Source organism: Nitrosomonas aestuarii, assembly GCF_003046585.1.
GTDB classification, from domain to species: Bacteria; Pseudomonadota; Gammaproteobacteria; order Burkholderiales; family Nitrosomonadaceae; genus Nitrosomonas; species Nitrosomonas aestuarii.
The window spans coordinates 48,779-65,247 of record NZ_QAAE01000011.1 but is presented as its reverse complement, the minus strand read 5'-3'; the positions used below and the strand labels follow the sequence as shown (position 1 = coordinate 65,247).

Sequence of the window (16,469 nt, the reverse complement as noted above, 5' to 3'; positions counted from 1 at the left end):
CACTTGCATTTACAGCGAGAAGGCTCGAAAAACGATGATTTTCACGAAAATATGAAGTGTAAACTGTGCAAAACACTTTCAACTGGTTAAAAAAAAGCAAAATGTTATAGAATATTTGACTGAACTCTACTTGCACAATTTTTTTGCAATCTATTCAGCAATTAATCATTGAAAAAAATGCCGTGAAAAAAATCTATTCCGCCAATAATCTTATGGAGGCACAAATTGTGCTTGATATGCTGGAACATGCCTTAATTCCAGCACAATTATTTAACCAGCATGCTCAGGGCGGCATGGGGGATATTCCGTTTACACATGCCTACCCGGAGGTTTGGATTATAAGGGATACGGATTATGAACGCGGCCGTAAAATTATTCAACAGTATGAAACCATTCCGCAAACTAATACAATAATCAACTGCTCCGTATGTGGGGAAGAAAATCCGTCAAATTTTCAATTGTGCTGGCATTGCGGTAACGGGCTTGAAACGGCAACACCACAATCCCCTTCAGCACATGCTTCACATAAAAACATTGAAAAATAGTCAGATACCTTCTTTAGAATCCATGCTTATATCTCATAAGCTTTAAAACGTACAATAAAACCGGGACTGCTTTTTAACATATCATTACGTGGATTACCGGTAGATTTCCTGAAAATATCATATACGCACACCCAATAAAATACCACGACTGATAAAGTCTTTCATGATCTCCAAGCCGCCATTAATGACGATATCTGGCTCTGGATGCTTTAATTCTGTCGCAATTTGTTGCAATATAGCTTGACCATTCATATATTCGTTATCGATCATGAACTGTAGCAGGCGCGTGGTCACGGGATTTGATTCAATAAAATGTATTTCGTCATCTTTATCGCGATAAACAATCAAATGTGTCAGCTGCACACCGGGCACCTGTGGCTGAAATTCAGGACTGATTTTATGCACAGGAAAACAATAGCTCAGCCCCCACACCAAAGGCGACACAACGGGAATACCTGTCAGCACATCACCGTACGCATTGAAGCCAGTTTGATCAATTTTTTCATCCAATGTAGATAATGCAAGTTCCACCCATTCATAGTGCGAAAGCTCCAACATAAAAGGTGGATCAGCTGGATCGAATGCACGTTCGTACTCCAGGTATTTCAGAAATTCACGCGGCATCTCCAGAAAAATCGGTGTACTTGATCGATGACGAAAAAAATAGTCGCGCATCAGAGCATGCCAACGTTCATTGGATATAATACTGTGTAATACAGGAAAAGTGTTAGCCATAAAATCTTCTACATTGTTATAGAATAACTCGCAGTAGATTTTCATACGCCGCTCTTCAATGTTTTGCGGTGGCGGGTTTATCTCCGGATTGCGGATATGCGCGGCAAAAGCATATTGCAATTTTATAAAATCCGGTCGATCAGGCGTGTTGGGAGTGTTCATGATTCTGGTGCCGCCACTTCGATTGCAATTTCTGAATACGGTTCACTTCTAATTCCAGCGTTTGCAATGACGGTATATTAAAATCCCGCTCTAATAATGTGGGAATAACGCCAAACTGTTGATACGATTTTTCGAGTAATGACCAAACAGGATCAATGACATCGGCACCATGGGTGTCTACAAGTAAGTCCTCAGCCTCGTTGTAGTGTCCGGCTATATGCATATAGCGTATACGATACGCCGGTATTTTCTGCATGAATACTTCGGCGTCATAGCGATGATTGATACTGTTTACATAAATATTGTTAACATCCAGTAATAAATCACAATCCGCTTCTTCCAGTACAGCATTTAGAAATTCAATTTCTGCCATTTGCTGACCCGGCGCAGCGTAATAGGAAACATTCTCTATCGCAATACGCTGATCGAGAATTTCCTGTACCCGTCTAATACGACCTGCAACATAATGAACGGCTTCTTCAGTGAATGGAATAGGCAATAAATCATAAAGATGCCCGTCATCGCTGCAATAGCTCAAATGTTCACTGTAGCAGCGTATTTGGTGTGTTCTTAAAAAACGTTTTAGTCGCTGTAAAAACGCTTCATCCAATGGAGAAGGACCACCTATGGACAACGATAAACCATGACAAATAAACGGATACTGTTCGGTAAATGCATGCAGCTTTTTTCCGTAAAAACCACCTACACCTATCCAGTTTTCAGGTGCGATTTCCCAGAAATCAACAGAGTTGACAGGCTGATCTGCTACAGTACGCACAAGCGCACGACGCAGACCAAGCCCGGCACCATGAACAGGATAAAATCCTTTGTTCATGATTATGTGCAGCAGAACAACCCATTATTCATATTGCAGTGCTGTTTTAGTATCCTTTCTTCTCGGTGTTGTTGCCACCAGAGTCACCTTCTTTTTTCTTCTTCATATCACCGCCGCATTTGCCTTCGCCGCATTTGCCTTCTTTATCGGTTTTATTCTCACCGCTTTTTCCATCACCGTATTTATCTTTTTTATCGGATTTATCTTTACTGCCATCACCACCTCCATAAGCCAGTTGCATATATCCACTGGATAATTCTTTCATGGCAAATGGATTTGCGGTTGTGTCAGCTTCTGCTGAAACACTACCGGCGGCAAGTGTGGCTACGAAAGCGGTTCCAACGGCAATTGATACTGGTTTCATTGATTTTTTTGACATAATTTTCTCCATCAAAGGTTTAGCATTCGTGTACTTGACTGAGCAATCACAACCACAAATCAACTTGCAGTCTTTTATTAAAGGTTCTTATCAGATTTTAATAAAAAAATAAGTTTTGGTTATTTAAGATTATGATTTGTTGATAATTACAAAAATAATGAGCGATCTGCATACTATAATTTATAGGAGCAACAATATATTATATTAAAAATCTATACATTATTCTTGTACTCATAACATTACATAATCTTGCTTTTTTTGCAAGCTGCTCTCTGATACACTCAGTCCTTTTAAAAAACACTACTTGAAACATTTATATTCAGTTTTTAGTTGAATATAAAAGAAAAAGGCATAACAATAATATGTGCCTTTTTTTATGACCTTAATATATAAAAAAAGATCATAAATAATTAAAATAAATGACGATGCTAAAACCGTATCATAAATACAAAAACTATTTAAGCCAGATATTTGAGGAGCAATGAATGTTTGATAAACACAACCAGCTAGTTTTTTATGCCAACATATTGATAATAGTATTTGGTGCCACGGTAATACTTTTTAGTGATTTCACTTTAGTTGGATTTCTAATCATAGCCGGTGGCGCTGTACTGATGTATGAACAATTTAAACAAAACCAAGGTACATTCAGAATTTCCGGTGTGGAAAAAGTACTGACGATTAAAGACACCTGTGGTACACGAGCCACAGTGAAGCAACAACAGAAAACAACAGCATGTCATGTAGATAATAACGTTTACTGGTTTAAAAACATTGCTTCTTCTGGTTCTATTGGTAATTTCAGCATCAATGGCCAATTCCCTATAGAGCAAGTAAAAGACAAACATAGTAAATATCAGGTTTGTATGGCATTACCTACAAACCCAATGAAGGCAACCAAGGGAATAGATACAATATTGTCGTATGACTATACCAACGCTTTTGGTCGAACTAAAGGTGAACTTTCACATGTGATTGACGATGAAACAGATCAGGTAAAACTCGTTGTGGATCTGCCAAAAGGACGACCCATTGCATCAGCTCGTGCTTATTGTAAATATAACGGGACTGAAGAAGCACTATTGCCGCCCGTAATTACAGGTGAAACCAGGATTGAAACCGAAATTGAAAACCCGAAACTGGGTGCTGAATATTGTTTGCAATGGACTTGGCCGGAAGCCAATATTATCAAGAAAATCACTTGTTATCTGAAATAAACCATATATCAGGAAAAATTGATTCTACCTACAATTTTTCCTGATTTGCTGTCTTATGAAATTGAATTCATTATTATGTTCCGGGTGTCTCATGTGGCCTGCAGTAACGGATCGTGTATTTATTTCCGGTGAGATTTCCACACACCGATCGATTCCTGAATAGAGAACTTTACCATCCGTCTGTACATTGATGTTCTAGGTTAAGACGAATTCAAATCCGATTAAATTGCTACTGCGATCTTTGACCGATACCTTCCCACTCTGCAGTCGTTTAAGCCACCGCCATAGCGGCATGGTAATTATTCCCTATAGTGCCGAAACTTGATAATTCGGTCATCCAGTTTTTAGGCACTTTCCCTAGCTGCATCATTAACCCTGTTATCAATGCACCTAATCCAACAAGTAACAATACACCAGCTGCCAAGCCGAGAAATGTCATCTAAAAATCATTATGGCAAATCCGCATACTATCCAGAATTACCCCTGATGCTGATTCATATATTCAATTAATATATTGTCTCTCTTTTCAATGTTGTAGCACAAAATTATTGAATAATTCTTTTGTTTTTTTAACGGCTATGTATCACTTGTTGTAGGTTTATTTCTATTAAGTGTGTTAATAATTGTCATCACTTCGGCAGCGATACTCGCAGCCTGAGTTTGGCCATCCGGCAATAAAACAACCGAAGACTCTCCTTAGCAATCGCTTTTTTTGCTTCCATCGCATCACCGGCTAGCTCAAGTTGTATCGCGCGTTGACCTTCAACAGTATTAGCGACTTGACCAATAATTTTCAATGCGTTAGCTCCGGCTTCAGCGACTGCGAGTATGGCTTGAGCCTCAAATATCTGCTCAGCCTTATCCGCTTCGGTATTTAATACCTGCGTCACTTTTCTCCTTCTGTAATATTAATCGCCGACTGACGCTGTCCTTCAGACTCAAGAGTAGCCACCCGCTTTTCACGCTCTGCTTTCATTTACCGTTCCATGGCGTCAAGTACAGTGCGTGGTGGTTCAATATCCTTGATTTCGTACCGCAATACCTGAACGCCCTAGGGTCCTGCACATCATTAATAGCGGATACAATATTGGTATTAGCACTTCCTGTTCTTCAAAAGTTTTATCCAGATCCATTTGGCCAATCTAACTGCACATAGTATAGTCTGTGCACATTGTGTAACGGCATAGATATACTCGTCAATACCATAGGAAGCTTTATACGGATCGAGAACTTTAAGATACAATATGCCATCGACAATAAATGAAATATTATCTTTGGTAATGGTGCTTTGACTGGGCGCATCAGTTGCCTGCTCTTTTAAAGGACGTTTGCAGGCAACACGGTCAAGAAAAGGGATCAAAGTGCTGAAACCCGCTTCCATTGTTTTATTATATTTATCGAATCACTCAACAATATAGACGGTGTTCTTTGGTACAAAAACAATTACACTTACTTTTGAGTTTGAAGTTCAATCATAAGAAGTTTGAAATCAAGTTATAAAATTAAACGTTAATCCTCATAAATCAAACAACTTTGAACTTACTACGTGCGCTCGCTGCTATTAGCAGCATGACTTTTATCTCTCGAATTCTTGGTTTTTTACGTGATATCCTAATTGCCCGTATTTTTGGTGCGGGAATGGCGACAGATGCTTTTTTTGTGGCCTTTCGTATTCCCAACCTGCTGCGGCGCTTATTTGCTGAAGGCGCTTTTTCACAGGCATTTGTCCCTATACTGGCGGAATATAAGAACAAGCGCACTGCTGAAGAAACACGTCGGTTAGTTGATCATATCGCCACTCTTCTTAGTTTCACCGTTTTTATTGTGACGCTTATCGGTGTCATCGCAGCACCACTGATTATTTATGCAAGCGCCCCCGGTTTCTCTGCTGATCAAGAAAAATTTAATTTAACCGTTGATTTATTACGAATCACATTTCCATATATTCTGTTTATTTCTTTAGTCGCCTTAGCAGGTGGCATTTTGAATACATATGGCAGATTTTACGTTCCCGCGTTAACTCCAGCGCTGCTAAACCTTTCGTTTATTGCCTGCGCATTGTGGCTCGCACCATTGATGGAGCCACCCGTACAAGCGTTGGCCTGGGCTGTTTTTATAGGCGGCGCATTACAACTGGGTTTTCAGGTCCCATTTTTATTACATCTGAAACTCATGCCGAGAATACGCTTCAAAACAAAAGATCAAGGCGCCTGGCGCGTAATCAAATTAATGGGACCGGCTGTTTTCGGCGTTTCGGTAGGCCAGATCAGCATGTTGATTAATACTATTTTTGCTTCTCTGCTAATTACCGGCAGTGTTTCATGGCTTTATTATGCCGATCGCCTGATGGAGTTTCCGTCAGGTCTTTTAGGTGTTGCATTAGGGACTATCTTATTGCCATCATTAGCGAAACACTATAACAGCCACAGTACAGAAGAATATTCACGCCTTCTGGATTGGGGCTTGCGCCTGACAATACTATTGACCTTGCCAGCAGCACTGGCACTGGCACTGCTGTCCACGCCATTAATCACTACACTTTTTCATTATGGTGCATTCTCCGATCATGATGTCTGGATGACACGTGATGCACTGGTAGCGTACAGCTTTGGATTGATCGGACTTATCCTGGTAAAAGTGCTGGCACCTGGATTTTATGCGCGTCAGAATATTAAAACACCAGTAAAGATTGCTGTGATTACTTTAATTGCAACCCAATTAATGAATCTTGCGTTCATTATTCCACTCAAACATGCCGGCTTGGCACTTGCAATCGGACTTGGTGCCTGCTTGAATGCAAGTTTACTTTTTTATAAGCTGCGCAGCCACAATATTTATCAGCCTTTGTCCGGATGGTTCGTTTTTATTCTTAAAATTCTGGCAGCCTTACTTGTCATGGGTATTGTACTGTGGTTTACAAGCGGCACAGATGCCTCATGGCTAGTCGATTCAGCTTCCACGCGTGCCAGCCGTTTGACCCTTATTATTTTAACGGGCGCCAGCAGTTATTTTGCGGCACTCTGGTTAATGGGTTTTCGGCTAAAAGACTTTTCCAGGCAACATACTGATTAGAAGCAGTGATACTTTTTTAACTAGGTATCAACCGTTCTTTTTTCATGCTCAATTAATGCATAAGCAGAATGATTATGAATCGATTCGAAATTTTCTGACTCAACGACATAAGCATCAATACGATTGTCTTTATTCAGTGTATCTGCAACATCTCTGACAATATCTTCAACAAACTTGGGATTGTCATACGCCTTTTCAGTCACATATTTTTCATCGGGACGTTTAAGCAACCCATAGAGTTCACAAGATGCCTTATCTTCAGCGATCTTAATAAGATCTTCAATCCATACAAAACTATTGGTGCGCGCTGCAATCGTCACATGTGAACGTTGATTATGTGCACCATAATCGGATATTTTCTTTGAACACGGGCACAGACTTGTAATTGGAACAACAACTTTTATTGTAAAATTATATTCACCATTTTTAATCTCACCGATGAAAGTTACCTCATAATCAAGTAGGCTTTTTACACCGGAAATAGGTGCCGCTTTATCGATAAAATAAGGAAAAGTCATTTCAATATGTCCGGAATCGCTTTCCAGTTTATTAACCATTTCCTGCAAAATGGTTTTGAACGACTCCACTGATATTTCACGTTCATGGCCATTGAGTATTTCTACAAAACGGGACATATGCGTGCCTTTGAATTTATGCGGCAGGTTGACATACATATTGAACATGGCAACAGTATGCTGAACGCCATCATCTTTATCGGCGACAACAACCGGATGACGAATCGCTTTGATTCCTACGCGATCAATTGCAATACGTCGCGTATCAAAGGTGCTTTGCACATCCGCAATGGGCAAATCTATTTCTTTATTCATATCACTATCCCATCAAAAGAGATTATTCAATTTATTACAATACTTCAGACAGACTGATAACAATGGAAATGTATTTGAAAAATAGTTCTTGATCAATTTAAGATAAATATGCTTGGACAGATTCAATAATACCAGTTTTATCCAAACCACAATCGGCTAACATTTGAGCATGATCACCATGTTCAACGTAAGCATCTGGCAAACCCAACTGCATTGTCTTGACACAAATTTTTTGACGGCTCAGAGACTCCATCACAGCGCTGCCGGCTCCACCCATAATCGTATTTTCTTCAACAGTGACTAATAAATCATGACGCTTCGCCAGCGTTGCAATCAGCGCATCGTCCAGCGGTTTGATAAATCTCATATCGGCAACAGTCGCATTCAGTTCTTCCGCTGCAGCCAGGCACGGTGTCAACATGCTGCCAAAAGCCAGAAAAGCAATTTTTTGTCCATCCCGACGCACAACACCGCGGCCAACGGGGAGTTCAATCATTTCTGTTTGAATTTCAGCGCCAGGACCTGTTCCACGTGGATATCTAACCGCAGTAGGTGTATCCATTTTGAAAGCAGTATATAGCATTTGCCGGCACTCATTTTCATCCGACGGTGCCATAACTGTCATATTGGGAATGCAACGCAAATATGACAAATCGAAACTGCCAGCATGCGTCGGACCATCTGCACCTACCAATCCCGCTCGATCAATCGCAAAAAGTACGGGTAGATTCTGGATATCGACATCATGAATTAATTGATCGTATGCACGCTGTAAAAATGTTGAATAAATCGCTACAACAGGCTTCAATCCGTTACATGCCGCACCTGCAGCAAAGGTTACGGCATGCTGTTCCGCAATACCGACATCAAAATAACGATCCGGGTATTCTTTAGAAAACTTAACCAAACCTGAGCCTTCACGCATAGCAGGCGTAATACCAATTAATCGAGCGTCTCTCGCAGCCATATCGCACAACCAGTCGCCAAATACCTGCGTATAGGCGGGTTTATTGACGGTTTTGATAACCGGTTTCGAAACAATACCTTTTTCAGGATCAAACTTGCCAACACCGTGATACAGAATCGGATCTTCTTCGGCAACTTGATAACCGGCTCCTTTACGGGTAACGACATGCAGAAATTGAGGGCCTTCGAGATTTTTGATGTTTTTTAGCGTTGCAACCAGAACTTTTACATCGTGACCATCAATGGGACCGATATAATTAAACCCGAATTCTTCGAATAATGTTCCCTCAGGTGTTACCATTCCTTTCATATGTTCTTCGGCGCGTTTGGCCAGTTCCAGCATAGGAGGAACGACACCCAGCATTTTTTCACCTGCGCGGCGTGCTGTGGCATAGAAACGGCCCGACATTAATTTTGCAAGATAATTATTGAGCGCGCCCACCGGCTTGGATATGGACATGTCATTGTCATTTAATATGACCAATAAATTGGCATCCATAACGCCTGCATTATTCAATGCTTCAAATGCCATGCCTGCACTCATTGCACCGTCGCCAATAATGGCAATTGCGCGCCGGTCTTTGTTTTCCAGTTGAGTCGCCACAGCCATACCCAATGCTGCACTTATCGATGTACTAGAGTGCGCCGTACCAAATGCATCATATACGCTTTCGTTCCTTCTGGGAAAGCCGGCTATGCCACCCTGCATACGCAGTTTTTGCATGCCACTACGCCTGCCTGTGAGTACTTTATGTGCATAAGTCTGATGACCAACATCCCAGACCAACTGGTCATGCGGTGTGTTAAATACATAATGCAAGGCAATCGTTAATTCGACGGTGCCCAGATTGGAAGACAAATGGCCACCGGTTTTTGAAACTGATTCAATCAGAAAATTACGTAGTTCTTTGGCAAACTCAGGTAGCTGTTTAAGTTCCAAATTACGTAATTGAGCGGGAGAATTAATACTATCTAACAGTGAATACATTCAAAACCTGGTAATTGATTGTCTATATGAAAAATTCTAGAATTTACGTTTAATAATGAAATCGGTAACTTGACGCAACCGGATTGCGCCATCACCAAATTCATTTAATATCTGATCGGCATCGTGCTGCAGTTTCTCTGCAAGTGCGCGTGCTTCCCGGATACCCATGATACTGACGTAAGTGGGCTTATTGTTTTCGGCGTCCTTACCGGCAGTCTTACCTAATGTAGCTGTGGTCGCTTCAGCGTCCAGCAAGTCGTCAACGACTTGAAATGCCAGGCCGATACATTTTGCAAAATGATCTAATTTTTCCAATTGCGTGTCATTCAAACTGTTACTGCAATGTACGCCCAACATAACTGCAGCGCGAATCAAGGCGCCAGTCTTATGGATATGCATAAATTCCAGCTCAGGCAGCGTAAGTGTTTTACCGACATTATCGAGATCAAATGCCTGGCCACCTGCCATACCCTTTGAACCGGAAGCGCGAGCAAGCTGTTTTATCATACCCAATTGTGTTTTAGTATCATCTGTCAAATTTTTTTCTGATAGCAACTCAAACGCCAGTGTCTGTAAACTGTCGCCTGTAAGCAATGCTGTCGCTTCATCGAATTCAATGTGACATGTGGGTTTCCCGCGCCGCAATACATCATCATCCATACTGGGCATATCGTCATGCACCAGCGAATAGGCATGAATGAGCTCAACAGCGGCACCAACCACAATCACCCGATCAACATCTGCCTGACTTAACTCTCCCGCGGCAAATGCCAGCAGAGGGCGCACACGTTTACCTCCACCAAGGACAGAATATCGCATGGCCTGATGCAACCGTCGAGGCACACAATCTGTACCTGGTAACCGCGAATCCAAAAAGTTCTCAATCAATGTCTGGCAATGACTGGCCCAACTGTGAAAATCAACGGTCATGCGTATCGGATACTGTATAGTTTTTCAGCATATCGGCTTCGAGTATTCGAACTTGTTGTTGTGCATTTTGAAGTTGTTTTTGACAATATTGCAAGAGTTCAGCGCCCCGTTTATAGGCTGCGAGCGATGCTTCGAGTGTCATTTGTCCTGCTTCCATGGCGGCAACAATTTTTTCCAGCTCGGCCGATGCCGCTTCAAAACTTTCAGGTTGAGGAGAAGCAGAAGCTTTTGATGATTTTGCCATAAAAATTTGACAACATTGACTGTAAAAAATAATAAATATGAAAAATTATGAACCTTGGAAAATAACGCAATTACCTATCCAAGGTCAATTTTATTTTAGCATGGAAGATTGAACTGCATGAATTATCAAAGCCAGTAGCTATCCTTGTTAGATTTTCAGATGAAAATTATTAATAATGTGTATCTGACAATCCCCTCGGGTCATTAGCCGCCCTTGTCTGCTGATTCTCTTTGTCAAAAAGAATGAGTTGCATATTGCCCCACTTTTGGCTCATGATGCGCACCTCATGGCCCTTGGCTTGCAATGAAACAATCCAACCTGGATCAAATGCATCTGGCTCAACCTGTATAAAATCTGGCAAATATTGATGATGAAAGCGTGGTATTTCCACAAGTTTCTGCGGATCCATCTGGTTGTTATTAATATAGTCTAAAATTACCAGGAAAAGCATACTGATAATGCGCGAGCCACCAGGAGTCCCAACTATCAAAATACCCTTGTCGTTTTCCACGAATGTAGGCGACATACTGGATAATGGCCGCTTTCCGGGTGCAATCATGTTGGCGTGTGAACCATGTAAGCCGAAAATATTGGGTATATTTCTTCCTTTTGAAAAATCATCCATTTCATTATTGAGCAAAATCCCGGTATTACCTGCCACAAACCCCGAACCAAAAAAAGTATTGATACTCATGGTAGCTGCAACACGATTACCCGCCTTATCTATTATCGAAAAATGAGTCGTTTCAACACCCTCATTGACGATGGATTGTTTTAATATACTTTTCCCGGCCTGTTCTGGATCAATTAACGCAGCTTGTTTACGCGCATACCCCTTACTCAGTAATTTTTTTGCAGGTACTTGATCAAAATCACTATCACCAAGCAGTTCAATACGATCCTTATAAGTTAAACGTAATATCTCCGTGATCAGGTGCGCCTGGTTATCTGAGTCATCCTTATCTAAAGGCAGATATTCTAGAATATTAAACGCTTGCGCCAGTGTTAAACCACCGGCTGAAGGCAATGACGCTGTTGTTATGCGCGTATTACGATATTCAAACTGAACAGGTTCGCGCGCTACGATTTTATAGTGATATAAATCCTGTTCGCGCCACACACCTCCAGCTTTTCTGACTGAATGCACCAATTCCTTTGCAACAGAACCATGATAAAAACCATTCATACCTGATTTTGCGATTTCATTTAACGTGCCTGCCAGCTGCGGTTGTCGAAACCAGTCACCAGCGACGGGTAGTTTTCCGTCGGGTAGGAAAATTTTAGCTGTATCTGGATATTGTGCTAATTTTTTTTCGTGATAGCGCAGTGTGCGTGCAAAACGTTGATCTACTTTAAAACCATTTCGAGCCAATTGAATTGCGGGTTTCAGATTTTGTGCAAGCGTCAACTGACCAAATTTTTGAGTCAAATGTACAAGCGCGGCAGGTGTTCCGGGTATCCCGGCAGCAATGGGACCGTTGAGAGATTTACCTGGAATTGGTTGACCATCTCGATTCAGATACATATGTTCAGACGCTTCAAGTGGAGCAATTTCACGTCCATCAATCATGATATCGCGACCGTTTGTTGCGTTATGTAATAACCAAAATCCACCGCCACCCAGACCTGATGCATAAGGTTCAACCACGGCCAGTGCCGCACTTACAGCAACAGCTGCATCAAAGGCATTGCCACCCTCGTTCAGAATTTTGGTACCCGCTGCTGTCGCCAATGGATGTGCAGACACTACTGCAGCAGGTACATTTGCATAATTTCGATCTGCAAAAAAACCGAAAACAAAAAAAAGGCATAAAAGCCAAGCATGAATCGGTTTTTTATTAAAAAATTGATTTGTAAACATGGCATTATTCTTATTCAAATGAAAAAATTTCTGATGGTGATGGAACTGTAATCTATAAAAAAGAATGTGACACAAATACCATATTATATTGATACATCACCGTGACTATGGCAAGATTCACCGTCCTATTTCAGTACCATGTGTGATTTAAGATATGAAGTAATAAACAAAATTGAATCACCGGCTACGCATAATTTTTCATCTAAATTTGATATAAATATAAGGGGTTGCTTTGGAAGCATATACTGAACAAATTTCCAAATATTTTGAAACTGTCCCACTTTGGCCCTTTTTCCTATTGGGATTCGTGGTTCTTGTTGCCATAGCCATTGAAGCTGTTAATCGCAAGCGACGCCAAGAAGCAATCGAAGGTTTTCGCCAAACGATAGAGACAGAATTAGCCAGCATGTACCCCAAGCATATCCGCTGGCCGGAGAATATCAATCAATATCTTTGTTCTCGTTTACCAGAAATGCAGTATAACTTTGAGGTTCTGAGAGGCTTTATTCCGCAAGACCGTTTACTCAGCTATAACACGGCATGGAAAAATTATTGCGATTTTTGTCGTAATATTACCGATGAAAAATGCGCTGCGAGCGAACAACCTGCAAATGAACGCTCTGATGCAGCGCAATTATCCAGCAATAATGCATCCGATCCAAAGTCAGAATTTCACAAACTTATTTCAGACTTGCTTGCGTTTACCAACATGTAGCTACTGAATAGTCGTCGCTTACCATTGCTCAGTTGACTGAGCGCTGGCGCATTACCGATCATTTGTCATAATTACTCTGCCATTCAATGGCTGAGGATACCTAATATTATTGGTATGAAAACTTTTCAGTTGTAAAAGCTGTGCTTCGGACACGGTTATTGGTTCCGTTGAAACATACCAGTTAATACCTTCTCTGCATGGCGGCGTGGTCAATGATCCTGCATAAGTATAAAAATGCTGCCGATGACGCGGTAACAGTTTGGCAGGATTTACTTTGATTTGACTCGCTGTATTTTCAACCCCTGCTTCTTGGGGCATATGATCAAGGATAGTTTGCAGCATTTCATTTTCTTCGCCCACTTCGATTAAAATACCGAGAACTGCCATTCTTCCGTCATCTCTGACATGTACAAAATGAAGCTCCGCTTCAAAAGCTTTCCCATCGATCACGTGCTCGCTCGGCGCATGAAAATGAAATTGTATCAAAGGAAAACGCTCTTTGCCGATTGCTAAATATCCTGCATAATCAAGAGACGTATTAATCTGTATTGCGTGACCGCTGTTATAAAAAGCCGGCATATCAGCAGGATATCTCGGCATCAATTTGTTGATTTTTCTGTCAAATTCAACTCCCGCCAAATCTACTGGGGATTGATGTATTCCGATAGCACAGTCAGCAAATGGATAATTCAGTGGCAATGGCTTCCCAATATCTTCGATTGCCCCCCACTCTTCCTGCTCTTCATGAGACCAATGTGGCGAAGCAAAAGCGTACGAAGAAATAACTGCTACAAACGTTAGATTTACCCAAAAAGCAACAATTTTCATTGATTTTCCTCCAGATAATTAGCATGTATGTTTTCTACAATATTCAGCCATATTAGGTTTTTCATTGTCAGCATTTCGTTTTTTATTTGCTGAATCGGTTTCTTTGAGTGACTGAGATGACTGCACTGATGCTGAGTCTGAGGATTTACTTCCTTGTAACGGTACTTCTGACTGTTGTGAAGCAGCACACACCACTGCCACATATAAACTAATCGCTAAAGTTAATGTCAATTGTAGTATCTGTTTCATCGTTTTTTCCTTTATTAAAACACTGGTTAATTATACGATCTCTTCGTAACTACTTTGATTCTACGGAAGCTTGCATTTTTGCGAGTGACAGACTATCAAAATAAAAAAAAAAAATCAAAAATATGCACTCAATGGCATAGAAATGTAGCCATGCTGCAATTATCCTGGGCAACCTTCAGATTCGTGTTGTATCATGCCACTTTTAAACGTAAACACTAAACACTTGACTTAAGTATGTTTTTGATTCCGCCAAAATAATATGGATCAAACAATTCCATTGTTATTTATTACCTACACTATGAAAAAAACAACGTCAGGACTTGTTCGTATTATTCGATTTACTTTCCTGATACTCCATGTAGTATCAGGAATTATTCAATCAATAGTTTACCCCTACCTTTCGCATTCAACACAACATCGCATGATGAAAAATTGGGCAAACGGTATTCTTAAGATACTGCGCATCAAAGTGCACTACACTGGTCAGCTGCCTAGTCAAAACACGCAACAGGTGCTTTTTGTAGCCAATCATGTTTCCTGGTTGGATATTTGTCTAATAATGGCAGTTTCCCCGACTCAGTTCGTCGCTAAATCAGAGATTCGCAATTGGCCGGTTATTGGTTTTTTATGCAGGAGAGTAGGCACATTATTTATTGAACGGGCTAAACGAAGCGACACCATGCGTATCAACCAGGAGATAGGCAATGTTTTAACCGCTGGCAAACGTGTTTGTATTTTTCCTGAAGGGGCGACCAGCGACGGCTTGCAGATTCATCATTTCCATGCATCTTTATTGCAATCCGCCGTCAATACGCATGCTTTTTTGTATCCTGTTGCAATTCGTTATCTCGACAGCACTGGTAATATTTGTCTGGATGCAGCTTATACTGATACTTCGATATTAGCTTCATTGAGAAAAATTTTAAATCAATCGTGTCTGGAAGCGATTTTGAACTTCAATGATGCCATTTTATGCGAAGGGAAGAATCGACGTGAACTTGCGAGGTTATCCGAACAAGCAGTTGCTAGCAGCCTGTCATTATCGACTTATCACAATGAATCTGAAAAACCTTCCTATCTTCCAGGCGTATAGCTGATAGCTGACCATTCCAGATACATCCGCTATCCAGCGCAACAAGTCTGTCAGTGATATATAATCCGAGCGCAGACCAGTGACCACAGATAATGATGCTATCCAGACTGGCGCGTTGCGGGACATCAAACCACGGCATGTACCCGGCAGGCACGGTCTGCAACGACCCCTTATATGAAAAGTTCATATGCCCGCCAGGACTGCAGATTCTCATGCGTGTCATCGCATTGATAATAACTCGCAATCGTTCTGCACCCGTCCAGTTATCAAGCCAGTAAGTCGGCTCGTTGCCATACAATTGCGAAAAAATTTTTTGATAGTCATCCCTGCGTAACGCTGATTCGACTTCTTGCGCCAGCCGCGCGGCTTTAGTTACAGACCATGCAGGCAACAATCCGGCATGTACCAGTGCGTATTTCTCTTTAAAATAAAACAATCGTTGATGTCGCAGCCAGAACAGTAGTTCCTCCCGGTCAGGCGCATTTAATATCGATTGAATTGTATCGTCTTTATGGTGAGGCGTTATTCCCGCACCTACCATGAGCAAATGCAAGTCATGATTGCCAAGCACCATAGTAATCGCTTCATCAGACTGCATCACAAAACGCAACATTTCCAAGGATTCAGGCCCACGATTTACGATATCGCCAACTAACCACAATTTGTCATGTTTCAGATCAAAATGCACAACATCGAGCAATTTTCTGAATGCGGTATAGCAGCCTTGTACATCTCCTATTGCATAGGTTGCCATAATGTATTATTCAGGATTTTAATTGGAAATTCGGCAAAAAAAATCATCACTAAACGCATAATAAAA

General features: G+C 41.2%; 18 protein-coding genes and 1 pseudogene. 5 read left to right on the top strand and 14 right to left on the bottom strand.

The window, feature by feature from the left end; translation table 11 throughout:
• Positions 1-182: 182 nt before the first annotated feature.
• Complete coding sequence (locus C8R11_RS10540; RefSeq protein ID WP_107795701.1) at positions 183-545, top strand: putative signal transducing protein; 363 nt, start codon at positions 183-185, stop codon at positions 543-545.
• A 117-nt stretch (positions 546-662) separates the two neighbouring features.
• Here the strand turns inward: C8R11_RS10540 and C8R11_RS10535 are convergent, their stop codons facing one another.
• Genes C8R11_RS10535 through C8R11_RS10525 form a run of 3 tightly spaced genes read right to left on the bottom strand, consistent with a single transcriptional unit; the run spans position 663 to position 2,656 of the window.
• Entirely contained in the window at positions 663-1,442 is a 780-nt protein-coding gene (locus tag C8R11_RS10535; RefSeq protein WP_107795660.1) for an HvfC family RiPP maturation protein, read from the bottom strand.
• Positions 1,420-2,277: an HvfB family MNIO-type RiPP peptide maturase gene (locus tag C8R11_RS10530; RefSeq protein WP_107795659.1), complete on the bottom strand. Its 858-nt coding sequence runs from the start codon at positions 2,275-2,277 to the stop codon at positions 1,420-1,422. The genes C8R11_RS10535 and C8R11_RS10530 overlap by 23 nt, the downstream gene beginning before the upstream one ends.
• A gap of 46 nt (positions 2,278-2,323) precedes the next feature.
• Positions 2,324-2,656: an HvfA family oxazolone/thioamide-modified RiPP metallophore gene (locus C8R11_RS10525; RefSeq protein ID WP_107795658.1), complete on the bottom strand. Its 333-nt coding sequence runs from the start codon at positions 2,654-2,656 to the stop codon at positions 2,324-2,326.
• A 485-nt stretch (positions 2,657-3,141) separates the two neighbouring features.
• Here C8R11_RS10525 and C8R11_RS10520 point away from each other — a divergent pair, with 485 nt between their 5' ends.
• Positions 3,142-3,873 carry a hypothetical protein gene (locus tag C8R11_RS10520; protein WP_107795657.1) on the top strand — a complete coding sequence of 244 codons (732 nt, stop codon included), beginning with the start codon at positions 3,142-3,144 and terminating at the stop codon, positions 3,871-3,873.
• A gap of 271 nt (positions 3,874-4,144) precedes the next feature.
• On the opposite strand, the gene C8R11_RS16210 is transcribed toward C8R11_RS10520, so the two are convergent.
• From C8R11_RS16210 to C8R11_RS16465, 3 genes and pseudogenes are all read right to left on the bottom strand, one after another.
• Positions 4,145-4,312, bottom strand: a complete 168-nt coding sequence (locus C8R11_RS16210; protein WP_170841592.1) for a hypothetical protein — start codon at positions 4,310-4,312, stop codon at positions 4,145-4,147.
• A 190-nt stretch (positions 4,313-4,502) separates the two neighbouring features.
• A complete protein-coding gene (locus tag C8R11_RS16470; protein WP_219908582.1) occupies positions 4,503-4,763 on the bottom strand; it encodes a hypothetical protein in 261 nt (86 codons plus the stop codon).
• Positions 4,764-4,966: 203 nt separating this feature from the next.
• Positions 4,967-5,263: pseudogene (locus C8R11_RS16465) on the bottom strand (SPFH domain-containing protein); the annotation flags it as partial.
• A 143-nt stretch (positions 5,264-5,406) separates the two neighbouring features.
• Between C8R11_RS16465 and murJ the strand changes: the two are divergent.
• Positions 5,407-6,945: a murein biosynthesis integral membrane protein MurJ gene (murJ, locus tag C8R11_RS10510; protein WP_107795656.1), complete on the top strand. Its 1,539-nt coding sequence runs from the start codon at positions 5,407-5,409 to the stop codon at positions 6,943-6,945.
• A 20-nt stretch (positions 6,946-6,965) separates the two neighbouring features.
• Here the strand turns inward: murJ and folE2 are convergent, their stop codons facing one another.
• The 5 genes from folE2 to ggt form a co-directional block, all read right to left on the bottom strand.
• Positions 6,966-7,775, bottom strand: coding sequence for a GTP cyclohydrolase FolE2 (folE2, locus tag C8R11_RS10505; protein WP_107795655.1), 810 nt, complete (start codon positions 7,773-7,775; stop codon positions 6,966-6,968).
• A gap of 97 nt (positions 7,776-7,872) precedes the next feature.
• A complete protein-coding gene (gene dxs, locus C8R11_RS10500) occupies positions 7,873-9,729 on the bottom strand; it encodes a 1-deoxy-D-xylulose-5-phosphate synthase (protein WP_107795654.1) in 1,857 nt (618 codons plus the stop codon).
• A gap of 36 nt (positions 9,730-9,765) precedes the next feature.
• Positions 9,766-10,659 carry a polyprenyl synthetase family protein gene (locus C8R11_RS10495; protein ID WP_107795653.1) on the bottom strand — a complete coding sequence of 298 codons (894 nt, stop codon included), beginning with the start codon at positions 10,657-10,659 and terminating at the stop codon, positions 9,766-9,768.
• Positions 10,649-10,903, bottom strand: coding sequence for an exodeoxyribonuclease VII small subunit (locus tag C8R11_RS10490; protein ID WP_090698434.1), 255 nt, complete (start codon positions 10,901-10,903; stop codon positions 10,649-10,651). The genes C8R11_RS10495 and C8R11_RS10490 overlap by 11 nt, the downstream gene beginning before the upstream one ends.
• Positions 10,904-11,072: 169 nt before the next feature.
• Positions 11,073-12,764, bottom strand: a complete 1,692-nt coding sequence (gene ggt / locus C8R11_RS10485) for a gamma-glutamyltransferase (RefSeq protein WP_107795652.1) — start codon at positions 12,762-12,764, stop codon at positions 11,073-11,075.
• A 232-nt stretch (positions 12,765-12,996) separates the two neighbouring features.
• On the opposite strand from ggt, the gene C8R11_RS10480 reads away from it, so the two are divergent.
• The gene (locus C8R11_RS10480) at positions 12,997-13,479 is read left to right on the top strand and encodes a hypothetical protein (RefSeq protein WP_090698439.1); all 483 of its coding nucleotides are present in this window, start codon (positions 12,997-12,999) and stop codon (positions 13,477-13,479) included.
• A 51-nt stretch (positions 13,480-13,530) separates the two neighbouring features.
• Here C8R11_RS10480 and C8R11_RS10475 read toward each other — a convergent pair whose 3' ends face one another.
• Positions 13,531-14,307 (bottom strand): carbonic anhydrase, encoded by a 777-nt coding sequence (locus C8R11_RS10475; protein ID WP_107795651.1) that lies wholly within the window; start codon positions 14,305-14,307, stop codon positions 13,531-13,533.
• Positions 14,308-14,325: 18 nt separating this feature from the next.
• The gene (locus C8R11_RS10470; RefSeq protein WP_107795650.1) at positions 14,326-14,556 is read right to left on the bottom strand and encodes a hypothetical protein; all 231 of its coding nucleotides are present in this window, start codon (positions 14,554-14,556) and stop codon (positions 14,326-14,328) included.
• A 298-nt stretch (positions 14,557-14,854) separates the two neighbouring features.
• Between C8R11_RS10470 and C8R11_RS10465 the strand changes: the two genes are divergently transcribed.
• The gene (locus C8R11_RS10465; RefSeq protein ID WP_107795649.1) at positions 14,855-15,649 is read left to right on the top strand and encodes a lysophospholipid acyltransferase family protein; all 795 of its coding nucleotides are present in this window, start codon (positions 14,855-14,857) and stop codon (positions 15,647-15,649) included.
• Here the strand turns inward: C8R11_RS10465 and C8R11_RS10460 are convergent.
• Positions 15,582-16,403, bottom strand: a complete 822-nt coding sequence (locus tag C8R11_RS10460) for a symmetrical bis(5'-nucleosyl)-tetraphosphatase (protein WP_107795648.1) — start codon at positions 16,401-16,403, stop codon at positions 15,582-15,584. The genes C8R11_RS10465 and C8R11_RS10460 overlap by 68 nt on opposite strands.
• Positions 16,404-16,469: the final 66 nt, after the last annotated feature.

Excerpts from the sequence above, each read along its gene's own strand:
- C8R11_RS10535 (WP_107795660.1), bottom strand. The coding sequence starts at position 1,442 with ATGAACACTCCCAACACGCCTGATCGACCGGATTTTATAAAATTGCAA.
- C8R11_RS10530 (WP_107795659.1), bottom strand. The coding sequence starts at position 2,277 with ATGAACAAAGGATTTTATCCTGTTCATGGTGCCGGGCTTGGTCTGCGT.
- C8R11_RS10525 (WP_107795658.1), bottom strand. The coding sequence starts at position 2,656 with ATGTCAAAAAAATCAATGAAACCAGTATCAATTGCCGTTGGAACCGCT.
- C8R11_RS10520 (WP_107795657.1), top strand. The coding sequence starts at position 3,142 with ATGTTTGATAAACACAACCAGCTAGTTTTTTATGCCAACATATTGATA.
- C8R11_RS16210 (WP_170841592.1), bottom strand. The coding sequence starts at position 4,312 with ATGACATTTCTCGGCTTGGCAGCTGGTGTATTGTTACTTGTTGGATTA.
- folE2 (WP_107795655.1), bottom strand. The coding sequence starts at position 7,775 with ATGAATAAAGAAATAGATTTGCCCATTGCGGATGTGCAAAGCACCTTT.
- dxs (WP_107795654.1), bottom strand. The coding sequence starts at position 9,729 with ATGTATTCACTGTTAGATAGTATTAATTCTCCCGCTCAATTACGTAAT.
- C8R11_RS10495 (WP_107795653.1), bottom strand. The coding sequence starts at position 10,659 with ATGACCGTTGATTTTCACAGTTGGGCCAGTCATTGCCAGACATTGATT.
- C8R11_RS10490 (WP_090698434.1), bottom strand. The coding sequence starts at position 10,903 with ATGGCAAAATCATCAAAAGCTTCTGCTTCTCCTCAACCTGAAAGTTTT.
- ggt (WP_107795652.1), bottom strand. The coding sequence starts at position 12,764 with ATGTTTACAAATCAATTTTTTAATAAAAAACCGATTCATGCTTGGCTT.
- C8R11_RS10475 (WP_107795651.1), bottom strand. The coding sequence starts at position 14,307 with ATGAAAATTGTTGCTTTTTGGGTAAATCTAACGTTTGTAGCAGTTATT.
- C8R11_RS10470 (WP_107795650.1), bottom strand. The coding sequence starts at position 14,556 with ATGAAACAGATACTACAATTGACATTAACTTTAGCGATTAGTTTATAT.
- C8R11_RS10465 (WP_107795649.1), top strand. The coding sequence starts at position 14,855 with ATGAAAAAAACAACGTCAGGACTTGTTCGTATTATTCGATTTACTTTC.
- C8R11_RS10460 (WP_107795648.1), bottom strand. The coding sequence starts at position 16,403 with ATGGCAACCTATGCAATAGGAGATGTACAAGGCTGCTATACCGCATTC.